At 72.0% G+C, this 20,319-nt stretch carries 17 protein-coding genes and 1 tRNA gene; 3 read left to right on the top strand and 15 right to left on the bottom strand.

Translation table 11 applies throughout. The features are described from left to right. Positions 1-60: 60 nt before the first annotated feature. The 12 genes from prmC to argS form a co-directional block, all read right to left on the bottom strand. The gene (prmC, locus tag DDE18_RS08580; protein WP_116571817.1) at positions 61-963 is read right to left on the bottom strand and encodes a peptide chain release factor N(5)-glutamine methyltransferase; all 903 of its coding nucleotides are present in this window, start codon (positions 961-963) and stop codon (positions 61-63) included. Further along, positions 960-2,033, bottom strand: a complete 1,074-nt coding sequence (gene prfA / locus DDE18_RS08575; RefSeq protein WP_116571816.1) for a peptide chain release factor 1 — start codon at positions 2,031-2,033, stop codon at positions 960-962. The genes prmC and prfA overlap by 4 nt, the downstream gene beginning before the upstream one ends. An 85-nt stretch (positions 2,034-2,118) precedes the next feature. Beyond that, positions 2,119-2,343, bottom strand: a complete 225-nt coding sequence (gene rpmE, locus DDE18_RS08570) for a 50S ribosomal protein L31 (protein WP_116571815.1) — start codon at positions 2,341-2,343, stop codon at positions 2,119-2,121. A gap of 120 nt (positions 2,344-2,463) precedes the next feature. Then, entirely contained in the window at positions 2,464-3,915 is a 1,452-nt protein-coding gene (locus DDE18_RS08565) for a glycosyltransferase family 2 protein (protein ID WP_116571814.1), read from the bottom strand. Continuing rightward, positions 3,915-4,970 carry a HEAT repeat domain-containing protein gene (locus DDE18_RS08560; protein ID WP_116571813.1) on the bottom strand — a complete coding sequence of 352 codons (1,056 nt, stop codon included), beginning with the start codon at positions 4,968-4,970 and terminating at the stop codon, positions 3,915-3,917. The genes DDE18_RS08565 and DDE18_RS08560 overlap by 1 nt, the downstream gene beginning before the upstream one ends. After that, positions 4,967-5,338, bottom strand: a complete 372-nt coding sequence (locus tag DDE18_RS08555; RefSeq protein WP_116571812.1) for a response regulator transcription factor — start codon at positions 5,336-5,338, stop codon at positions 4,967-4,969. Before DDE18_RS08555 ends, DDE18_RS08560 begins: the two co-directional genes overlap by 4 nt. Before the next feature lie 97 nt (positions 5,339-5,435). After that, entirely contained in the window at positions 5,436-7,199 is a 1,764-nt protein-coding gene (gene rho / locus DDE18_RS08550) for a transcription termination factor Rho (RefSeq protein WP_116572010.1), read from the bottom strand. Between the two features lie 344 nt (positions 7,200-7,543). Continuing rightward, complete coding sequence (gene thrB / locus DDE18_RS08545; RefSeq protein WP_116571811.1) at positions 7,544-8,440, bottom strand: homoserine kinase; 897 nt, start codon at positions 8,438-8,440, stop codon at positions 7,544-7,546. Between the two features lie 2 nt (positions 8,441-8,442). Continuing rightward, the gene (thrC, locus tag DDE18_RS08540) at positions 8,443-9,528 is read right to left on the bottom strand and encodes a threonine synthase (protein WP_116571810.1); all 1,086 of its coding nucleotides are present in this window, start codon (positions 9,526-9,528) and stop codon (positions 8,443-8,445) included. Beyond that, the gene (locus tag DDE18_RS08535) at positions 9,525-10,826 is read right to left on the bottom strand and encodes a homoserine dehydrogenase (protein ID WP_116571809.1); all 1,302 of its coding nucleotides are present in this window, start codon (positions 10,824-10,826) and stop codon (positions 9,525-9,527) included. Before DDE18_RS08535 ends, thrC begins: the two co-directional genes overlap by 4 nt. Beyond that, on the bottom strand, positions 10,823-12,223 hold the full coding sequence (gene lysA, locus DDE18_RS08530) for a diaminopimelate decarboxylase (RefSeq protein ID WP_116571808.1): 1,401 nt from the start codon (positions 12,221-12,223) through the stop codon (positions 10,823-10,825). The genes DDE18_RS08535 and lysA overlap by 4 nt, the downstream gene beginning before the upstream one ends. Positions 12,224-12,230: 7 nt before the next feature. Further along, the gene (gene argS, locus DDE18_RS08525) at positions 12,231-13,913 is read right to left on the bottom strand and encodes an arginine--tRNA ligase (RefSeq protein WP_116571807.1); all 1,683 of its coding nucleotides are present in this window, start codon (positions 13,911-13,913) and stop codon (positions 12,231-12,233) included. Positions 13,914-13,996: 83 nt separating this feature from the next. On the opposite strand from argS, the gene DDE18_RS08520 reads away from it, so the two are divergent. Then, positions 13,997-14,069 (top strand) — tRNA-Arg (locus DDE18_RS08520). A 276-nt stretch (positions 14,070-14,345) separates the two neighbouring features. On the opposite strand, the gene DDE18_RS08515 is transcribed toward DDE18_RS08520, so the two are convergent. Together DDE18_RS08515 and DDE18_RS08510 are read right to left on the bottom strand one after the other, a co-directional pair. After that, positions 14,346-15,266, bottom strand: a complete 921-nt coding sequence (locus tag DDE18_RS08515) for an LCP family protein (RefSeq protein ID WP_116571806.1) — start codon at positions 15,264-15,266, stop codon at positions 14,346-14,348. After that, positions 15,263-15,886, bottom strand: a complete 624-nt coding sequence (locus DDE18_RS08510; protein WP_116571805.1) for a hypothetical protein — start codon at positions 15,884-15,886, stop codon at positions 15,263-15,265. Before DDE18_RS08510 ends, DDE18_RS08515 begins: the two co-directional genes overlap by 4 nt. A gap of 146 nt (positions 15,887-16,032) precedes the next feature. On the opposite strand from DDE18_RS08510, the gene DDE18_RS08505 reads away from it, so the two are divergent. Together DDE18_RS08505 and DDE18_RS22915 are read left to right on the top strand one after the other, a co-directional pair. After that, complete coding sequence (locus DDE18_RS08505) at positions 16,033-19,827, top strand: multifunctional oxoglutarate decarboxylase/oxoglutarate dehydrogenase thiamine pyrophosphate-binding subunit/dihydrolipoyllysine-residue succinyltransferase subunit (protein ID WP_281258363.1); 3,795 nt, start codon at positions 16,033-16,035, stop codon at positions 19,825-19,827. Positions 19,828-19,832: 5 nt separating this feature from the next. Continuing rightward, on the top strand, positions 19,833-20,009 hold the full coding sequence (locus DDE18_RS22915; protein ID WP_165821089.1) for a DUF6104 family protein: 177 nt from the start codon (positions 19,833-19,835) through the stop codon (positions 20,007-20,009). An 85-nt stretch (positions 20,010-20,094) separates the two neighbouring features. Here the strand turns inward: DDE18_RS22915 and DDE18_RS08500 are convergent, their stop codons facing one another. Continuing rightward, entirely contained in the window at positions 20,095-20,298 is a 204-nt protein-coding gene (locus tag DDE18_RS08500) for a hypothetical protein (RefSeq protein ID WP_116571803.1), read from the bottom strand. Positions 20,299-20,319: the final 21 nt, after the last annotated feature.

Raw genomic sequence — 20,319 nt, 5'->3', positions numbered from 1 at the left:
GACCGTCTCTGCTCCTCGTGCTCGCTCGCCAGTCCGGGCGCAAACCTAGTGGGGGTGGGATTACGTTACGGCCGACGCGCTGGGACGTGTCGCCCGCGGTGCCAGTCGCGCCGTCACGTAGCGCGGACGGCCGGCGAGGTCGCAATGGTCGACCACCTCGACCCAGCCGCCGGCCTCGACGAAGACCGCCGGCGCGGACTCGCCCTGGACATCGGCGTGCTCGGCACCGACCACTCCCCCTGGCCGCAGCAGGACGGCCGCGCGGCGGGCGAGCACCCGCAGCGCATCGAGGCCGTCGTCCCCGGAGAAGAGCGCCAGGTGGGGGTCGTGGTCGCGCGCCTCGACGGCGACCGACTCCCACGCCTCCAGGGGGATGTACGGCGGGTTGCACACCACCACGTCGACCTGGCCGCGCAGCTCGTCGAGCTCGGTCGCCATGTCGCCGAGACGCAGCTCGACGCCCGTGCCGGCGAGGTTGCGCTCGGCCCAGGCGTGCGCGTCCGGGTCGAGCTCGACCGCGTGGACGCGGGCGTGCGGCACCTCGTCCGCCACCGCCCGCGCGACGGCGCCCGAGCCGGTGCAGAGGTCGACGACGACGGGCGGTCTCGACCCTTCTCGACCAGCGAGAGCCTGGGCCTGCTCGATGGCCCAGCCGGCGAGCAGCTCGGTCTCGGGTCGCGGGACGAAGACACCGGGGCCCACCGCGAGCTCGACGTGACGGAACGCCGCCGTGCCGGTCAGGTGCTGCAGCGGCTCACGGGCCGCGCGGCGCGCCACCAGCGCGTCGTACGCCTCCTGCTGCTCCGCGGCGACCTCCTCGACCAGCGACAACCGGCCGAGGGGGACGCCGAGGAGGTGGGCGAGCAGCAGGTCGGCGTCACGCTCCGGCGAGGCGACGCCTGCGACCCGCAGCCGGTCGGCCGCGGCGCGTCGCACGCCCCTCCCCGACTGCCCAGCGCTCATCCCTCCAGCGCCTCGAGGCGAGAGGCCAGGTCGGCCTGGACGCAGCTCTCGACCACGGGGTCGAGGGCTCCGTCGAGCACGGCGTCGAGGTTGTAGGACTTGTAGCCGGTGCGGTGGTCGGAGATGCGGTTCTCCGGGAAGTTGTAGGTGCGGATGCGCTCGCTGCGGTCGACGGTGCGGATCTGGCTCTTGCGCGCCGCACTGGCCTCCGCGTCGGCGGCGTCCTGGGCGGCCTGGAGCAGCCGCGCGCGCAGGATGCGCATCGCCGACTCCTTGTTCTGCAGCTGGCTCTTCTCGTTCTGGCAGCTCACCACGATGCCCGTGGGGACGTGCGTGATCCGGACGGCCGAGTCGGTGGTGTTGACGCTCTGGCCACCGGGACCGCTGCTGCGGAAGACGTCGATGCGCAGGTCGTTCTCGTCCAGGCTCACGTCGAGCTGCTCGGCCTCCGGCATCACCAGCACGCCGGCGGCGCTGGTGTGGACCCGGCCCTGCGACTCGGTGACGGGCACCCGCTGTACGCGGTGCACGCCGCCCTCGAACTTGAGCAGGGCGTACGGCGCCTCGCCGGGCGCGGACACGCCCTTCGCCTTCACGGCGACCGTGACGGACTTGTAGCCGCCGAGGTCGGACTCGGTCGCGTCGAGCACCTCGGTGGTCCAGCCGCGGGACTCGGCGAACCGGGTGTACATCCGCAGCAGGTCGCCGGCGAACAACGCGGACTCCTCGCCGCCCTCGCCGGACTTGATCTCCAGCAGGGCGTCCTTGGAGTCGGTGGGGTCGCGGGGCACCAGCAGGTGTCGCAGCCGCTCCTCGGCGACCGCCCGCCGCTCGGCGAGCTGCCCGGCCTCCTCGGCGAACGCCGGGTCCTCTGCCGCGAGCTCACGCGCCGCCTCGATGTCGTCGCCGAGCCGGAGCCACTCCCGCCAGGTGCCCACCACGGCCGACAGCTCGGCATACCGCTGGTTGAGGCGCTTGGCCAGCCGCTGGTCGGCGTGCGTCTCGGGCGCGGCGAGCTGCTGCTCGAGCTCGGCGTGCTCGGCGACGAGCCCTTCCACGGCTTCGAACACAGGGCGCTCCTCGGGACGGACGTGCGGGACAAGACAAAGGCGCCGGCCTCCTGCAGCAAGTGCAGGGGCCGGCGCCTCGGGACAGCTACTTGGAGCTGTCGGCGGTCTTCTTGGCGTAGCGCGCCTCGAACCGGGCCACGCGGCCACCGGTGTCGAGGATCTTCTGCTTGCCGGTGTAGAACGGGTGGCACTGCGAGCACACGTCGGCGTGGATCGAGCCGGAGGTCGCGGTGCTGCGGGTGGTGAACGACGCGCCACAGGTGCAGGTGACCTGGGTCTCGACGTAGTCGGGGTGGATGTCCTTCTTCATGGTGTCCTCTCAGTTGCGCCGGGTCGTCCGCGCGCGGATGCGGGACGTGAACCGGAGCCGACGCACAAGTGTGCCACCTGTGCCCAACGCCCCGCCAATCACGGGCATTCCCGCCTCGGGTCAGGGGTCCCCGAAGCCCTGGCGCTTCATGTCGCCCCAGTCGTGGGCGGTCCGCCGGAGCGCCTCGACGAGGCCGCCGAGGCGCCACCAGGCGTTGAGCTGGCGGTAGCCGACGTTCTCCTCGACCGCTGCCCGGATGGCCCGGAACAGGTCCGGCAGGCCGCGGTAGCGGCGGAACGAGACCTCCTCGGCGAGCAGCGCGACGAGGGTCACGAAGATGGCGAACAGCACCGACGCGCTGAGCATCAGCACCGGGGCCGGGACGTTGACGAGGTCGGCCTCGGGCAGCCAGGCGTGCTCGACGACCAGGGCGACGAGCAGCAGTCCCAGGAGGGCGACACCGGCGACCTCCACGAGCGGCGCGATGAGCTCGAAGACGAGGAACCAGGGCATGGTGACCATGCCGATCACGCCGTACCTCGGGCGGAACAGCATGCCGCGGTGCCGCAGGTAGATCTCCGTGAGGCCCCGGTGCCACCGACGGCGCTGCTTGCGGAGCACCTCGCGCGTGTCGGGCACCTCCGTCCAGGCCACCGGCTCCGGCACGAAGACGACGTCTCCGCGCTGGCGGCGCTCGGCGAGGGTGCGGTGCATGCGTACGACGAGCTCGGCGTCCTCGCCGATGCAGTCGGTCGCCATCCCCCCGACCTCGAGCAGCGCGTCCTTGCGGAAGATCCCGAACGCCCCGGAGATGATGAGCAGGCCGCCGAGTCGGGACCAGCCGGCGCGTCCGATGAGGAACGCGCGGACGTACTCGACCACCTGGATGCGGGCCAGCCAGCGCCGCGGCATCCGGACGCTGGTGATGCGGCCGCGCTCGACGCGCGAGCCGTTGGCCACGCGGATCACTCCCCCGGCGGCGACGACGCGGCCGGGGTTGTCGGCGAACGGGCGGGCGACGTGGAGCAGCGCGGTCGGGTCGAGGAGGGAGTCGGCGTCGACCATGCAGACCAGCTCCTTGCGGGCATGGTTGATGCCGGCGTTGAGGGCGTCGGCCTTGCCACCATTGGCCTTGACCACCAGGGCGAGGTTGTGCGCCCCCCGCCGGCTCACCCAGGTGCTCTGCACCTCGCCCTTCGTGGGGATCGCACCGCCGGGCACGAGCGGCACCTCCACCATGTCGAAGTGCTCGATGACCCGCTGCGCGGTGTCGTCGGTCGACCCGTCGTCGATCACCACGACCTCGTGGTCGGGATAGCGCAGCGAGGTCATCGCCTGCACCGACGCCACGATCCCCCGCGCCTCGTTGTAGGCGGGCATCAGCACCGACACGCCGCGGGCGTGCGGGTCCTGGAACCACTCGTCGTAGCCGGCGAAGCCGATCCGGCGCCGGTAGGCGTAGAGGTCGCCGATGGCCAGCGCGGTGAGGGCGAGGAAGCTCAGGTTGATGAGCACCGAGTAGACGGCGAACGCCACCGTGGCGACCCACACGACGGTGGCAGCGGTCTGCATCAGACCCTCGCCAGCTCGGCCAGGGCCACCGTCTCGCGGGCAACGGGCGCGGAGCGGCTGCGCAGCACCATCATCCCGGCCGGTCCACTGCGTTGCAGGCTCTGGGCGGCGGTACGGGCCACCTCCACGGCGGGATCGTCGAGCGCGAGGGCGAGCTCGAGCAGGACCTGCTCCCCGCCGATCCTCCCGAGCGCGCGTGCCGTCGCGCGACGCACCTCGGGGTCTGGATCCGCCAGCGCCCCGACCAGGACGGGGACCGACGCCGCCGAGCCGAGCTCGCCGAGCGCCTCGATGCACGCCATTCTCAGCTCCGGACCGCCCTGGACCAGGGCCGACTCGAGGGTGGACCTGGCCCCGATGCCGCCCACGAGCCCGATCGCCTCGGCGGCGAGGCGGGCGCGCCGCTCCCCCTCCTCCCCCTGCCGCAGGCCCCGGCCGAGCTCGAGGCGCAGCACCGGCACGACGTCTCCACCCATCCGGACCACCGCGGCGAGGAAGTCACGGCGCAGCGCCGGTTCGGCCACGACTCGGTCGAGCGCCCGGCTGAGCAGCCCGGGCTCGGGGAAGCTGCCGGCGGCGAGCATGGCGGTGCGTCGTACGGCGAACGCCCGGTCGGTCAAGGCCGCCGACACCAGCTCAGCGGCGTCCGGATCGGCGAGCACGGCGAGACGATGTATGCCGCGGCACCGCGCGACGACCGAACGGCTCCGCGCGAGCTGTCGCGACTCCGCCTCCAGGCCCCACCCGCGCAGCACGCCACGAAGCCGGTCACGGCCGGCACCACGCACCTTGGGGACGAGGGCGAAGGCGTCCTCGGCGATGGCGAGGGTGGCCCGCCGCGGCAGCCCCGCCAGCGCCTCACGGGCCACGATCACCTCGTCGTCCTCACCCGTCGTCAAGGCGAGCACGTGCCGCCAGGCAGCCCCCCGGAGCCGGGCACGGCGCTGCTCGCGCCTGACCTGGGCGAGCCGGAGCAACACGAGGGACGCGGCCACGACGAGGCAGGCGATTGCCGGGACCGCGACGACGAGGAGCGCGGCCCTGCCGTCCGTCACCGACTCCGGGCGAGCAGGGCCTGGACGCGCGTCGCCAGCTCTCTGGGGCTGAACGGCTTGGTGACGTAGTCGTCGGCGCCGGAGTCGAACCCGGACTCCACGTCGCCCTCCTGTGCTCGCGCGGTCAGCAGGATCACCGGCAGGTCGGCGAGGCTCGGGTCGGCGCGGATTGCGCGCACGGCGTCGAGGCCGGACATGCCCGGCATCATCACGTCGAGGACCGCCAGGTCCGGCCGGTCCTGCTGACAGGCAGCGACGGCCGTGGCGCCGTCCGCCACCGCCACGATCTCGTGCCCCATGGACGACAGCTTGAACTCGACGAGCTCACGGATGTCGACGTCGTCGTCCGCGACCACGATGCGTGCCACCGGACCTCCTCTTTCCGCCAAGCAGTGCGCCCACTCCCGCGGCTACGACGATAGCGGGAGCGGGTCGCGGCGCAAGGCAGTTGTCGGCGCGTGGCGCCTACACGTCGTCCTGGCCGGGCGTCGACTTCTGGACCTGCATCAGGAACTCGATGTTGGTCTGGCTCTTGCGCAGACGCTCCAGGAGCAGCTCGAGCGCCTGTTGGCTCTCCAGTCCGGACAGCACCCGGCGGAGCTTCCAGATGATCGCCTGCTCCTCCGGGCTCATCAGCATCTCTTCGCGCCGGGTGCCGGACTGCACGGCGTCGATGGCAGGGAAGAGCCGCTTGTCGGCAAACTCGCGGCGAAGCCGGATCTCCATGTTGCCGGTGCCCTTGAACTCCTCGAAGATCACCTCGTCCATCTTCGAGCCGCTCTCGATCAGCGCCGTCGCCAGGATCGTCAGTGAGCCGCCGTTCTCGATGTTGCGCGCGGCGCCGAAGAACCTCTTGGGCGGGTAGAGCGCGGCCGAGTCGACGCCACCGGAGAGGATGCGCCCGCTGGCCGGGGCGGCCAGGTTGTAGGCACGGCCGAGCCGGGTGATCCCGTCGAGGAGCACGACCACGTCGTGCCCGAGCTCGACGAGGCGCTTGGCACGCTCGATCGCCAGCTCGGCCACCATCGTGTGGTCACTCGCGGGGCGGTCGAAGGTGGACGCGATCACCTCGCCCTTGACCGAGCGCTCGAAGTCGGTGACCTCCTCCGGGCGCTCGTCCACGAGCACGACCATCAGGTGGCACTCGGGGTTGTTGGTGGTGATGGAGTTGGCGATCGACTGCATCACCATCGTCTTGCCGGCCTTGGCGGGCGAGACGATGATACCGCGCTGCCCCTTGCCGATCGGCGCGGCGATGTCGATCACGCGGCCGATCAGGTTGGTCGGCTCGGTCTCCAAGCGCAGCCGCTCGGTCGGGTAGAGCGGGGTCAGCTTGGCGAACTCCACGCGGTGGCGGGCCGCCTCCGGGTCGGCGCCGTTGACGGCGTCGATCCGGACCATCGGGTTGAACTTCTCCTTGCGCTCGCCCTCGCGCGGCTGGCGCACCTGGCCGACCAGGGCGTCACCGCGGCGAAGGCCGTACTTCCGGACCATCGCCAGGGAGAGGTAGACGTCGTCCGGGCCGGGGAGATAGCCGCTGGTGCGGACGAACGCGTAGTTGTCGAGCACGTCGAGGATGCCGGCCGCGGGCACGAGCACATCGTCGTCGAGGATCGTCGTGTCGGGCTCGGTGCGGCTTCCGGGACGGACGCGATCCCGGTCGCGACCTCGGCGCCGGCGGTTGCGGCGGCTGCCGGCCTCGTCGTCGGCCTGGCCCTGCTGGCCATGCTGGGCTCCGCCCTTGTCGACCTGCTGCTTGTCGGCCTGCTGCTTGTTCTCGTGCTGCCTGTTCTCGTGCTGCCTGTTCTCCTGCTGCCTGTTCTCGTGCTGCCTGGTGTCCTGCGACCTGTCCTGCTGCGGCTTCCTGTCCTGGGCAGCCTTGTCGCCCGCGTCCTGCTGCCTCGGCCGCTCCTGAACGGGCCGGTCCTGCTGCTTCCTCTCCGCCTGCTCCTCCGTCTGCTGGGAAGCGCCCTGCGGGCTCTCTGTCTGGCCGGCGGCGCCGGGCTGGCGGCGGGTCCGCTCGCGCCGCTGGACGACGGGCCGCCCGGCTGCTGCGTCGGCCGGCTGTTCCGCCGGCCGCTCGGCGGGCTTGTCGGCCGCCTGCTGCTGCGGAGCAGCGGTGCCCGACTGCGCGGCCTTGATGGCGTCCACGAGCTGGGCCTTCTTCATCGAGCCCGCTCCGCGGATGCCCATGCTGGAGGCCATCGACTTCAGCTCGGCGAGCAGCATGGAGTTGAGTCCACCGCCGCGCTTCTTCGGCGCCGACGAGGCGTCCGGTGCAGGGCCGGTGGATTCGGTGGTGGTGTCGGTCACGTGAGTCCTTCCCACGTACGGCCGGGCCCTGTCGGGTCGGCTTGTCGAGTCGGTCTTCCTGCCTCCCGGCACGTCGGCCCGGGTGTCCGGACACGGTGCGGCGGGCGGGTGCGGCGCGGGCCGCACGGTCGAGGAAGTCGGCGCACCCGCGCCGGGCGGATGGTCGCCGGAGGAGGATGCGCGCGCCGAGTGGCGCCCTGCAAGGCTAGCATCGGTGGAGCGCCGGGAAGCACACGGCACAGCACGCGGCGAGCCGCCCCTCAGCCGAGCAGGGCCCCGTCGACCGAGACCGTGAGCCGGTGGACCGCCCAGCCCTCCGGGCAGCGGCCGGTGAGCGAGTCGTCGACGCCGTCGCAGAACGCCAGCACCGTCGGGCCAGCTCCGCTCACCACCGCCGGGATGCCGTCGGCCCGCAGAGCCCGCACGAGCGCGAGGGACTCGGGCATCGCCGGCTCGCGGAAGTCCTGGTGCAGGTAGTCGCGTGTCGCGGCCAGGAGGTGCTCGGGCCGGCCGGCGAGCGCCGCGACGAGCAGCGCAGTGCGCCCCGCGTTGGCCGCCGCGTCCGCGTGTGGCACGACGGCAGGCAGCAGCTCGCGGGCCTTCTTCGTCTCGACCGGCGTCGCGGGCACGAAAGCGACCGCGGCCACGCGCGGGTCGACGCCGGCCTTCACGGCGTACCACTCTCCTGCCTCACGGCCGGAGATCACGAATCCGCCGAGCAGGGCGGGCGCGACATTGTCGGGGTGGCCCTCGAGGTCGGCCGCGAGCCGGAGCAGCGCTGCGTCGTCGAGCAGCAGCTGCCCGCCGGCCACCAGGGCGCGCGCGAGCGAGACCCCGGCGACGATGGCGGCCGACGAGGAGCCCAGGCCACGGCTGTGGGGGATGACGTTGTGGCAGGTGAGCCGCAGGCCCGGCGGCTCGGCCGCCATCGCCGCGAAGGCCGCACGCATCGCCCGGACGACGAGGTGGGACTCGTCGCGCGGGACGTCGTCCGCGCCCTCGCCCGTGACCTCGACCTCGAGCCCCGACTCGACGACCTCGGCCGAGAGCTCGTCGCGCAACGACAGGGCGAGGCCGAGGGAGTCGAAGCCGGGACCCAGGTTGGCCGAGGTCGCCGGCACGGTGACCCGGACCGGACCCTGCACGAAGGTGGCCATGCTCAGCCGAGCCCGGCCGCGGCAGCGGCCGCCTCCACATCGGCGTCGATGACGGTGTCGACCAGGGAGCCGACGCCTTCCAGCGCCGTGACCGTGTCCTTGAGGCCGTGGCCGGTGACGGTGATGACGACGGTGGCGCCGGCGTAGGACTCGCCGGCGTCCAGCTCGGAGAGCATCCCGGCCACGCCGGCGGCCGACGCCGGCTCGACGAAGACGCCGTCCCGACGGGCCAGCTCGCGCTGCGCCGAGAGGATGGCCTCGTCGCTCAGCGCGGCGAACCGGCCGCCCGACTCCGCGGCCGCCGCGTCGGCGAGCTTCCAGGAGGCGGGGTTGCCGATGCGGATGGCGGTGGCCTTGGTCTCGGGGTGCGGGAACGGCTTGCCGGTCACGAGCGGCGCCGCCCCCTCGGCCTGGAAGGCCCGCATCACGGGCTTGCGGCTCGCGCGGCCGAGCGCGGCGTACTGCTTGTAGCCGAGCCAGTAGGCCGAGATGTTGCCCGCGTTGCCGACCGGGAGCAGGTGGTAGTCGGGTGCGTCGCCGAGGCGGTCGACGACCTCGAACGACGCGGTCTTCTGCCCCTCGAGCCGCACCGGGTTGACGGAGTTGACCAGCGCCACGGGGTAGTGGTCGGCCAGGCCGCGCGACATCCGGAGGCAGTCGTCGAAGTTGCCGCGCACCATCAGGATCTCGGCGCCGTGCATGATCGCCTGCGCCATCTTGCCCGCGGCGATCTTGCCCTCCGGGACGAGCACGATCGGGGTGAGGCCGGCCCTCGCGGCGTACGCCGCCATCGACGCCGAGGTGTTGCCGGTCGAGGCGCACACGACCGCCTTCGCGCCCTCGTGGACGGCGACCGAGATCGCTGCGGTCATGCCGCGGTCCTTGAACGAGCCCGTGGGGTTGTCGCCCTCGATCTTGAGCCAGACGTCGCCCCCGGTGAGGCCGGATAGCCACTCGGAGTGGACGAGCGGGGTGCCGCCCTCGCCGAGGCTGACCGCCGGTGTCCCCTCGGGGAGGTCGAGCAGAGGCCGGTACTCCTCGATGACGCCGCGCCACTGGGGGCGCGCGCCGGTCTGGTCGCTGCTCACTCGTCTCCGCCTTCCACGCGCATCACCGAGGTGACCTCACGCACGATCTCCATGCTCCGCAGCGCCCGCACCGTCGCCGACAGCTGGGCGTCCCTCGCCTCGTGGGAGACCACGACGAGCTCGGCGTCCTCCCCACGGCCCTGCTGGCGGACCGTCTGCAGCGAGACGCCGTGGTCGGCGAAGGCCTGGGCGATCGCGGCCAGCACGCCGGCCTTGTCGTCGACGTCGATGGCGACGTGGTAGCGGGTGAGGGTCTCCCCCATCGGCAGCACCGCGCGATCGGCGTACGCCGACTCGCCGGCGCCGCGGGTGTCCGCGAGCCGGTTGCGGGCGACCGTGACGAGGTCGCCGAGCACGGCGCTGGCCGTCGGCGACCCGCCGGCGCCCGGGCCGTAGAACATCAGCTGGCCGGCCGCCTCGGACTCGACGAAGACCGCGTTGTAGGCCCCGTGCACGCTGGCGAGCGGGTGGGACCTCGGGATCATGGCGGGGTGCACGCGCGCCGAGACGCCCTGGGGGCTGAGCTCGCAGATGGCGAGCAGCTTGACCACCGAGGCCATCTCGCGTGCGGACGCGACGTCGGCAGCGGTGACCTCGGAGATGCCCTCGCGGTAGACGTCGGCGGCGGTGACCCGCGAGTGGAACGCCAGCGACGCCAGGATCGCGGCCTTCGCGGCAGCGTCGAAGCCCTCGACGTCGGCGGTGGGGTCGGCCTCGGCGTAGCCGAGCTCCTGGGCCTCCTCCAGCGCCTCGGAGAAGCCGGCGCCGGAGGTGTCCATCTTGTCCAGGATGAAGTTGGTGGTGCCGTTGACGATGCCGAGGACGCGGGTCACCTTGTCGCCGGCGAGCGACTCGCGCAGCGGCCGCAGGATCGGGATCGCGCCGGCGACGGCGGCCTCGTAGTAGAGGTCGCGGCCGGCCTTGGCCGCCGCCTCGAAGAGGGTCGGCCCGTCCTCGGCGAGCAGCGCCTTGTTGGCGGTGACGACGCTCGCGCCGTTCTCCAGCGCGCCGAGGATCAGGCTGCGGGCGGGCTCGATGCCGCCGATGACCTCGACCACGAGGTCCACGTCGTCGCGGGTCGCCAGGCCGAGCGCGTCGGTGGTGAGCAGCCCGTCGGGCACCTCCACGTCGCGCGGCCCGTCGAGGCGGCGTACGGCCACCCCGACCAGCTCGACGGGCGCGCCGACGCGCGCCTCGAGGTCGCCGGCCTGCTCGCCGAGCAGCCGGACCACCTGCGAGCCCACCGACCCACAGCCCAGCACGGCCACCTTCAGGGGTCGCTTGGCACCCTCGCTCACGGGTTCGCTCCCACGTCCGTCGACAACAGGTCGTCGTCAGTCTCCCGCCGCAGGACCGTGAAGGACTTGCCGTCCCGCACTCCGATCACCGGAGGACGCGGCGCGTGGTTGTAGTTGGACGCCATCGACCGGCAGTAGGCGCCCGTGCCGGGCACCGCGACCAGGTCGCCCGGCGCCACGTCACCGGGCAGGAACTCGTCGGTCACGACGATGTCCCCGGCCTCGCAGTGCTTGCCGACGACGCGGGACAGCACGGGCACGGCCTCGGCCCGGCGCGACGCGAGGGTGCAGGAGTAGTCGGCGTCGTAGAGGGCGGTGCGGATGTTGTCGCTCATGCCGCCGTCGACGCTGACGTAGCGACGCCGGGCGCCGCCGTCGAGCTCGACGTCCTTGACCGTGCCGACCTCGTAGACGGTGCACATCGCCGGGCCGACGATCGCGCGGCCGGGCTCGATCGAGAGCCGGGGCTCGGCCACCCCGAGGGCCCGGCACTCGTGCTCGACGATCTTGGCCATCTCGGTGGCCAGCTGCGCCGGGTCGGAGGGGTCGTCCTGCGTGGTGTAGGCGATGCCGAAGCCACCGCCGAGGTCCATCTCGGGCATGTCGACGCCCAGCTCCTCCGACACCCGCGCGTGCAGCGCCAGCACCCGCCGCGCCGCGACCTCGAAGCCCGAGGAGTCGAAGATCTGGCTGCCGATGTGGGAGTGGAGGCCGAGCAGCTCGAGGCCGTCGGCGGCGAGCACGCGGCGTACGGCCTCGCGGGCGTCACCGGCGGTGATCGAGAAGCCGAACTTCTGGTCCTCGTGGGCGGTGGCGATGTATTCGTGCGTGTGGGCCTCGACGCCGGCGGTCACGCGGACCATCACCCGCGCGGGCCGGCCGAGCTCGGCGGCCAGGGCGGCCAGCCGCTCGATCTCGTGGAAGGAGTCGACGATGATCCGCCCCACGCCCAGCTCGAGGGCTCGTCGGAGCTCGCGCACCGACTTGTTGTTGCCGTGGAAGCCGACCCGCTCCATCGGGAAGCCGGCCCGCTCGGCGACGGTGAGCTCGCCGCCGGAGCAGACGTCTAGGGACAGCCCCTCCTCCGCCACCCACCGCGCGATCGTCGTGCAGAGGAACGCCTTGCCGGCGTAGAAGACGTCGAAGCCGCTGAACGCGTCGCGGAAAGCCCGGGCGCGGCTGCGGAAGTCCGCCTCGTCGAGGACGTACGCCGGGGAGCCGTGCTCCGCGACGAGGTCGGTGACCTTGACTCCGCCGACCTCCAGCACGCCGTCGGTCTTGGTGGCCGTCTGCGACCACAGCAGCGGGACGAGTGCGTTGACGTCGGCGGGCTCGCGCAGCCAGTGCGGTCCGCTCAGGGCGCCGGGCGCATGGGCCCAGCCGGCCTCGTGGGTCATCCCCGCCTCACATCCGCTCGGGAGCGGAGACACCCAGCAGCGCGAGGCCGTTGGCCAGCACCGTGCGGGTAGCGGCGACGAGCAGGAGGCGAGCCCGGTGCAGGTCGCTCGGCTCCTCGTCGCCCATCGGCAGCACCCGGCAGTTGTCGTAGAAGCGGTGGTAGATGCCGGCGGTGTCCTCGAGGTAGCGGGCGACCCGGTGCGGCTCACGGAGCTCCGCGGCGCTCGCGACCACGCGCGGGAACTCGGCGAGCGCACGCAGCAGCACCCCCTCCTTCTCGTGCGTCAGGAGGCCTGGGTCGAAGTCCTCGCCCTTGGCCGGCTCGAGTCCCAGGGCGACCGCGTTGCGCAGGATCGAGCTGATCCGGGCGTGGGCGTACTGGACGTAGAAGACCGGGTTGTCGGCGGACTGCTTGGTCATCTCGGCGACGTCGAGCGTCAGCGGCGAGTCGGCCGGATAGCGCGCCAGCGTGTAGCGAAGCGGGTCGACGCCGATCAGCTCGACGAGCTCGTCGAGCGTGACCATCGTCCCGGCGCGCTTGGACAGCCGCAGCTCCTCGCCGTCCTTGAGGATCTTCACCAGCTGGCCGATGAGCACCTCGATGTGGCTCTCCGGGTCGTCCCCGGCGCAGGCCGCCATCGCCTTGAGCCGGCCGACGTAGCCGTGGTGGTCGGCGCCCAGGAGATAGATGCACCGGTCGAAGCCACGCTGGCGCTTGTTGACGTAGTAGGCGGTGTCGCTCGCGAAGTAGGTGAGGTGGCCGTTGGAGCGGATGAGCACCCGGTCCTTGTCGTCGCCGAAGTCGGTGGTGCGCATCCAGAGCGCGCCGTCCTCGTCGAAGAGGTGGCCCTGGTCGCGCAGCTTCTCGAGCTGGGCCGCGACGCCGGACTGGGTGTCGTCCTCGGACCCGTGCAGGGTCCGCTCTGAGAACCACACGTCGAAGTGGGTCTGGAAGAGCGCGAGCTGCTCGCGCTGCTCGGCCAGCTGCGCGGCGTACGCCGCCTCGCGGAACGCCACGTGGCGCTCCCCCTCGGGGAGCGCCGTGATGCCCGGGTCGGCATCGACGACGCGCGCGGCCAGGTCGTGGATGTAGGCGCCCTGGTAGCCGTCCGCCGGGATCGGCTGACCGAGGGCGGCCGCCTCCACGGAGGCACCGAAGAGGTCCATCTGGGTGCCGCGGTCGTTGATGTAGAACTCCCGCGTCACGTCTGCCCCCGCCGCCTCGAGCACCCGCGCGATCGCGTCGCCCACGACCGCCCACCGGGTGTGGCCGAGATGCAGCGGTCCGGTCGGGTTGGCGGAGATGAACTCGATGTTGATGCGCTCACCGTGCAGGGTGTCGGTGACGCCGTACGCCGCGCCCGTCGCGACGATGTCGGCCGCGACCTGGCCCTGGGCACCTGCCTCGACGGTGATGTTGAGGAAGCCCGGTCCGGCGACCTCGACCGCCTCGATGCCGCCGACGGCCTCGAGCCGCTGGGCGACGAGGGTGGCGAGGTCGCGGGGCGGCAGGCCCGCACCCTTCGCCAGCTGCAGTGCGACGTTGGTGGCGTAGTCGCCGTGCCCCTTCTGGCGCGGACGCTCCACGGTCACCTCGGTCGGCACGCCATCGGGCAGCGTGATCGCGCCGTCGGCCACGAGGGCCTCGAGCACGTCGACGAGGGCTGTGTAGAGCTGCTCTGGAGTCACCGCGTCAGCCTATCGGCGCCGACCGGTTTCCCTCGCACCGATATCGCCCGGTAGTCTTCCGCATCGCGCCTGTTGTGGCGCAGGCCTCCGTAGCTCAGGGGATAGAGCACTGGTTTCCGGTACCAGGTGCCGCAGGTTCGAATCCTGCCGGGGGCGCCCAGTTCATCACGATGACGTGGCGGTGCTCATGGAGCGCCGCCACTTCACTCTCCACGGCTTCCGGGTGCCCTCGGTCAAGCCGCGACGGAGACCCGCAGCGTCACGATGCGTGACATCTACCCCCGCTGACAGCGGACGGACGAGGGCCCGCTGTCGGTCCCGGCGTCTACGATCGAGCAGCGCCGGGACGGGCATGGGGTCCGTCCCGGCGCGTGCGGGTCTCGACTCCGCTCGACCAGCCGGGCGTCAGCAGCCGCATCGACCAGCCGGGCGTCAGCAGCCGCGGAGCGTCGCGTCCTGCCGGGCTGCCGCCCCGAGGCGGCGCGCCTGTGCCCGGTCCGGGAAGACCACGCTCTGCGCGCCGACCGACCCGATCCGGCCCCGGATCACGCAGGTGGTGATGCGACGGGGCTCGACCTGGGCCACGGCCTGCGCGATGGCGAACAGCTCTGCGGGGCTCGCATCGGTGGCGGTGCGCCGCAGCACGGCCATCACCCCGCGCTCGACGAAGCCTGGCCGGTCGGCCTGCGCGCGGATCCGCGCGTGGATGCCGCGGAGAATGCGCTGCTGGTTGGCCGACCGGTCGAAGTCTCCCCCGGGCAGCGACTTGCGGATCCGGGAGAACGCCATCGCGTCGTACCCGCCCAGGTGGATGCGGCCCGCCCGGAACCCCTCCTTCTTGAGGTCTGGGTCCCAGAAGCGGCGCGGGTTGACGACGTCGATGCCGCCGATCGAGTCGACCATGTCCTCGAAGAACGGGAAGCGGGTCACCATGACGTAGTCGGCGCCGATGCCCGTGAGGTCGCGCATCGCGGCCGCCATGGTCCGCGGGCCGCCGAAGTAGAGCGCCGCGTTGATCTTCTCCATGCCGTAGCCCGGGATCGGCACCCACGAGTCGCGCGGGACGCCGAGGGCCACCGCTGCGTGCGTGCGGGTGTTGATGCCGACCAGCTGGAGCGCGTCACCGCGGCTGCGGAGCATGTCCTGCCCCGGGCGGGCGTCGGAGCCCACCGCGAGGATCCAGATGACGCGGGGCGTGACGTCGACGGCCTCGGCGTGCCGGATCCGCGCCAGGGCGACGTCGGTGGGATGCACGGCCGCGTCTGGTACGACGATCGCGGAGAGGCCGAGCACGGCCGCGAGCGCGGTGCCGCGGAGGCGGCGGGCGAGTCGGGTGCGGCGCTGGATCCTCATGCGCGGACCCCCTTCGAGACGTCGTAGCCGAAGACCCGCCAGCCGCGCGGCGTGCGGGTGAAGAAGAGCCGGCCGCGCACCTCGACCCGACCGGCGCGCTTGCCGGTGGTGCGGAAGGCGAGGAGGAATCGGGCCGTGGCCGCGCGCACGGTGTGGCGGACGGCGAGCAGGTCGACGAGCACCCGGCGGCGGGTGGCCCGGACCGAGTCCACCCTGGGCCCGAGCGCCGCGTTGGACATCAGCTCCTTGTCACGACGCGCCTGGCGCTCGGCCCCCTTCGTGAAGCCGGGGAAGGCGGCCGGGAACCCCGCGCGCGGGTAGTCGCCATCGAGGAAGGCGGCCTCCCACCACTGGTCGACCACGCGGGTGACCTGGCGGCGCACGGCACGGCGACGCGGACCGGGCAGCTTGCCGACGACGCGTCCGACGTCGGAGCGGGTGCGGAGCTCATCGGGGGCGTCCGAGGTGACGGCGGGGCTGCCATGGCGGGCGGGCGCGGCCTTCCGCGGCCGCTCGCCGGCGCCGTCCCCGGTGCAGCCGGACAGGACGAGGGCGACGGCGACGAGGACGGAGAGGAGCGGTGCGAGGAGCCGGGACGGGGCCCGGACGGGGGTATTCATCAGGTCTCCAGACGAGGTGGTGCTGTGGCGCTGGGCACACAGTGCACCAAAGCGCGGGCCCACCCCTGCATTTGTGGGCGTGTGGGACTAGCCTTGGCGCCGATCCTCCGCACGTGACCAGACACCCGGAAGAGGCGAACCCAGCCGTGTCGCAGTCCCCCGCCGGCCAGCCCGGCAGCTCCCCCACCACACCATCCGCCGACATGGGAGCCAACGAGTGGCTCGTGGAGGAGATGAGGGAGGCCTACGACGCGGATCCCGGGTCGGTGAGCCCGGAGTGGCGCGCCTACTTCGACGGCAATGCCGGCAACGGCATCGCCGCAGCTCCGGCCCCGGCCGCCACCTCCGCCCCGGCCGCCACCTCCGCTCCGGCCGCCGCCCCTGCCCCGGCTGCTCAGGCCGCTCCCGCTCCAGCCCCCACTCCAGCCCCTACACCGGCCCCGCCCGCCGCGCCCGCGCCCGTCGCCAAGCCCCGCCCGGAGGCCAAGGCTGCCGAGCCGGCGAAGGGCACGACGAGCCCGGCGCCGCGTGACCCGAAGCCGAGTGCACCTGCCGCGGCGACCGACGAGCCGACGTACACGACCCTGCGTGGCATCGCCGCCGCGACGGCGAAGAACATGGACGTCTCGCTGTCGGTGCCGACCGCGACCTCCGTGCGCAACGTGCCGGTGAAGCTGCTCTGGGACAACCGCACGGTCATCAACAACCACCTCAAGCGCGCCCGCGGCGGCAAGGTCTCCTTCACCCACATCATCGGCTACGCGCTCGTCAAGGCGATCAAGTCGATGCCGGAGATGAACAACTCCTACGGTGAGATCGACGGCAAGCCGACCATGGTCACGCCGGCCCACATCAACCTCGGCCTCGCGATCGACCAGCAGAGGCCCGACGGCACCCGCCAGCTCGTCGCGCCGTCCATCAAGGGCTGCGAGGCCCTGGACTTCGCCGGGTTCTGGACCGCCTACGAGGAGATCATCCGCAAGGCCCGCGACAACAAGCTGACGATGGAGGACTACACCGGCACGACGGTCAGCCTCACGAACGTCGGCGGCCTCGGCACCAACAACTCGGTGCCCCGCCTGATGGCCGGCCAGGCCGCCATCATCGGCGTCGGCTCGATGGACTACCCGCCGGAGTTCCAGGGCGCGTCGGAGGAGACGCTGACCCGCAACGCGGTGAGCCGGATCATGACGATCACCTCGACCTACGACCACCGCGTCATCCAGGGCGCCCAGTCGGGCGAGTTCCTGCGCCGGGTGCACAGCCTGCTCCTCGGCGAGGACGGGTTCTACGACGAGATCTTCCGGTCGCTGCGCATCCCCTACGAGCCCATCCGCTGGGCCCAGGACATCGCGACCACGCACGACGAGGACATCAGCAAGCAGGCCCGCATCCTCGAGCTGATCCACGCCTACCGCGTGCGCGGCCACATGATGGCCGACACCGACCCGCTCGAATACCGCCAGCGCAGCCACCCCGACCTCGAGGTGGAGTCGCACGGGCTGACCCTGTGGGACCTCGACCGCGAGTTCGCCACCGGCTCGTTCGGCGGCGAGGGCCGGCGCTTCATGAAGCTGCGCCACATCCTCGGCATCCTGCGCGACTCCTACTGCCGCACCACCGGCATCGAGTACATGCACATCATGGACCCCGAGCAGCGGCGGTGGATCCAGGAGCGGGTCGAGAAGCCGTACGACAAGGAGTCGCGCGAGGAGCAGCTGCGCATCCTGCTCAAGCTCAACCAGGCGGAGGCCTTCGAGACCTTCCTCCAGACCAAGTTCGTCGGCCAGAAGCGCTTCAGCCTCGAGGGCGGCGAGACCACCATCCCCGTGATCGACGAGATCTGCGAGGCCGCCGCCCAGTCCGGGCTCGACGAGGTCTGCATCGGCATGGCCCACCGCGGCCGCCTCAACGTGCTGGCCAACATCGTCGGCAAGAAGTACAGCCAGATCTTCCGCGAGTTCGAGGGCAACATCGACCCGCGCACGGTCCAGGGCTCCGGCGACGTGAAGTACCACCTCGGCGCCGAGGGCGAGTTCGTCGCCGGCTCGGGAGAGAAGATCAAGGTCTCGGTCGCGGCCAACCCCTCGCACCTCGAGGCGGTCGACCCGGTCCTGGAGGGCATCGCCCGCGCCAAGCAGGACGTGCTCGACCGGAGCGATCTGTTCCCGGTCCTGCCCTTGCTGGTGCACGGTGACGCGGCCTTCGCCGGCCAGGGCGTCGTCGCGGAGACGCTCAACCTCTCCCAGCTCCGCGGCTACCGCACGGGCGGCACCATCCACGTGGTGGTCAACAACCAGGTCGGCTTCACCACCTCCCCCGGCTCGTCGCGCTCCTCGCTCTACTGCACAGACGTGGCCCGGATGGTCCAGGCGCCGATCTTCCACGTCAACGGCGACGACCCCGAGGCCTGCATCCGGGTGGCCCGGCTCGCGTTCGAATACCGCCAGGCCTTCAACAAGGACGTCGTCATCGACCTGGTGTGCTACCGCCGTCGGGGCCACAACGAGGGCGACGACCCGTCGTACACCCAGCCGCTCATGTACGACCTGATCGAGCAGAAGCGCTCGGTGCGCAAGCTCTACACCGAGTCCCTCATCGGCCGCGGTGACATCACGATCGAGGAGGCCGAGCAGGTCCTCAACGACTATCAGAAGCAGCTCGAGCGGGTCTTCACCGAGGTGCGCGAGGCCAACAGCCAGCCGTCGGACTGGACCACCGTCCCGGACTACCCCGACAAGCCCGCGGGCGAGGCCCGTACGGCGGTCACGCCGGAGGTCATGAAGCGGATCGCCGACGCCTACACCACGCCGCCGGACGGCTTCACCGTCCACCCGAAGGTGATGCCGCAACTGCAGCGGCGTGCGGCGGCGATCACCGAGGGACCCATCGACTGGGGCACCGGCGAGATCCTCGCGTTCGGCTCGCTGCTCATGGACGGCCGCCCGGTGCGCCTGGCCGGCCAGGACTCGCGCCGTGGCACGTTCGTGCAGCGGTTCGCGACGATCATCGACCGCACCAACGCGGACGAGTGGACGCCGCTGACCAATCTCACCGAGGACCAGGCGAAGTTCTACGTCTACGACTCGCTGCTCTCGGAGTACGCCGCCCTGGGCTTCGAGTACGGCTACTCCGTGGCGCGCCCCGAGGCGCTGGTCCTCTGGGAGGCGCAGTTCGGCGACTTCGTCAACGGCGCCCAGACCGTGATCGACGAGTTCATCTCCTCCGGCGAGACCAAGTGGCGCCAGCAGTCGGGCGTGGTCCTGCTGCTCCCCCACGGCTACGAGGGCCAGGGCCCCGACCACTCGTCGGCCCGCATCGAGCGCTTCCTGACGATGTGCGCCGAGGAGACGATGACGGTCGCGCAGCCCTCGACCCCCGCGTCGTACTTCCACCTGCTGCGCCGTCACTCGCTCGGCGAGGAGCACCGCCCGCTGATCGTGTTCACCCCGAAGTCGATGCTCAAGCGCAAGGAGGCCGCCTCCCAGCCGAGCGACTTCACCGGCGACACGACGTTCCGCCCGTTCATCGGGGACGCCACGGCCGACCCGGCCAAGGTCGAGACGCTGCTGCTCTGCTCGGGCCGCGTCACCTGGGACCTGCACGTCGAGCGGGCCAAGCGGGACAACGGGGAGACCTTCGCGATCGGCCGGGTGGAGCAGCTCTACCCGCAGCCGGTCGACGAGATCCGCGCCGAGCTGGCGAAGTACCCCAACCTCAAGGCCGTGCGCTGGGTGCAGGACGAGCCGTTCAACATGGGCCCGTGGCCGTTCTACAGCCTCAACGTCTGGCCGGAGCTCGACGTGGACGTGCAGCCGGTCACCCGTCCTGCCTCCGCATCCCCGTCCGTGGGCACCGTGAAGCGCCACACGGAGGAGCAGAAGGCGCTGCTCGACGTGGCCTTCGGGCCAGCCACGACGTTCGGCGACAGCGACTACTGAGGCCGATGTACTTCACCGATCGCGGCATCGAGGAGCTGGAGCGGCGGCGGGGTGACGAGGAGGTCACCCTGGCCTGGGTCGCCGACCAGATGCAGGCCTTCGTGGACTCCCACCCGGAGTTCGAGACGGCCGTCGAGCGGCTGGCCACCTGGCTGGCCCGGCTCGACGACCCGGAGGACTGACCTCCCCGCCTGACCTCACCAGTTCGGCATGCGCAGAGAGGCCGCTGGCCTGGTCGGCGAGCGGCCCCTCTGCGTCTCCCGGGTCCTACCCGTCGGCCTCGTCGTGGGCGGCCTTGCGGGCCGCCTCGCGGATCTCGAAGACCTCGGAGGCCAGGCCGCCGACGGCCCCGACGACGTCCTTGACGGCGTTGGTGACGATGCCGGTGACCTCGCCGACCGTGTGGACCGCGGCGGTCACGGCGTCCTGCACCGCGTCCTTGGTGATCTCACCCTTGCTGAGCCTGCTCATGGGTGCAGTCTCTCCCACCGG

This window comes from Nocardioides gansuensis, assembly GCF_003076135.1.
In the GTDB taxonomy this organism is placed as follows: Bacteria; Actinomycetota; Actinomycetes; order Propionibacteriales; family Nocardioidaceae; genus Nocardioides; species Nocardioides gansuensis.
The sequence above is the reverse complement of the archived record's forward strand: the minus strand, read 5'-3'. Positions and strand labels throughout refer to the sequence as shown.

Bases quoted from the DNA above. Each gene is read 5' to 3' on its own strand.
- prmC (WP_116571817.1), bottom strand. From the start codon at position 963: ATGAGCGCTGGGCAGTCGGGGAGGGGCGTGCGACGCGCCGCGGCCGAC.
- rpmE (WP_116571815.1), bottom strand. From the start codon at position 2,343: ATGAAGAAGGACATCCACCCCGACTACGTCGAGACCCAGGTCACCTGC.
- DDE18_RS08565 (WP_116571814.1), bottom strand. From the start codon at position 3,915: ATGCAGACCGCTGCCACCGTCGTGTGGGTCGCCACGGTGGCGTTCGCC.
- rho (WP_116572010.1), bottom strand. From the start codon at position 7,199: ATGCTGCTCGCCGAGCTGAAGTCGATGGCCTCCAGCATGGGCATCCGC.
- thrB (WP_116571811.1), bottom strand. From the start codon at position 8,440: ATGGCCACCTTCGTGCAGGGTCCGGTCCGGGTCACCGTGCCGGCGACC.
- lysA (WP_116571808.1), bottom strand. From the start codon at position 12,223: ATGACCCACGAGGCCGGCTGGGCCCATGCGCCCGGCGCCCTGAGCGGA.
- DDE18_RS08515 (WP_116571806.1), bottom strand. From the start codon at position 15,266: ATGAGGATCCAGCGCCGCACCCGACTCGCCCGCCGCCTCCGCGGCACC.
- DDE18_RS08510 (WP_116571805.1), bottom strand. From the start codon at position 15,886: ATGAATACCCCCGTCCGGGCCCCGTCCCGGCTCCTCGCACCGCTCCTC.
- DDE18_RS22915 (WP_165821089.1), top strand. From the start codon at position 19,833: ATGTACTTCACCGATCGCGGCATCGAGGAGCTGGAGCGGCGGCGGGGT.
- DDE18_RS08500 (WP_116571803.1), bottom strand. From the start codon at position 20,298: ATGAGCAGGCTCAGCAAGGGTGAGATCACCAAGGACGCGGTGCAGGAC.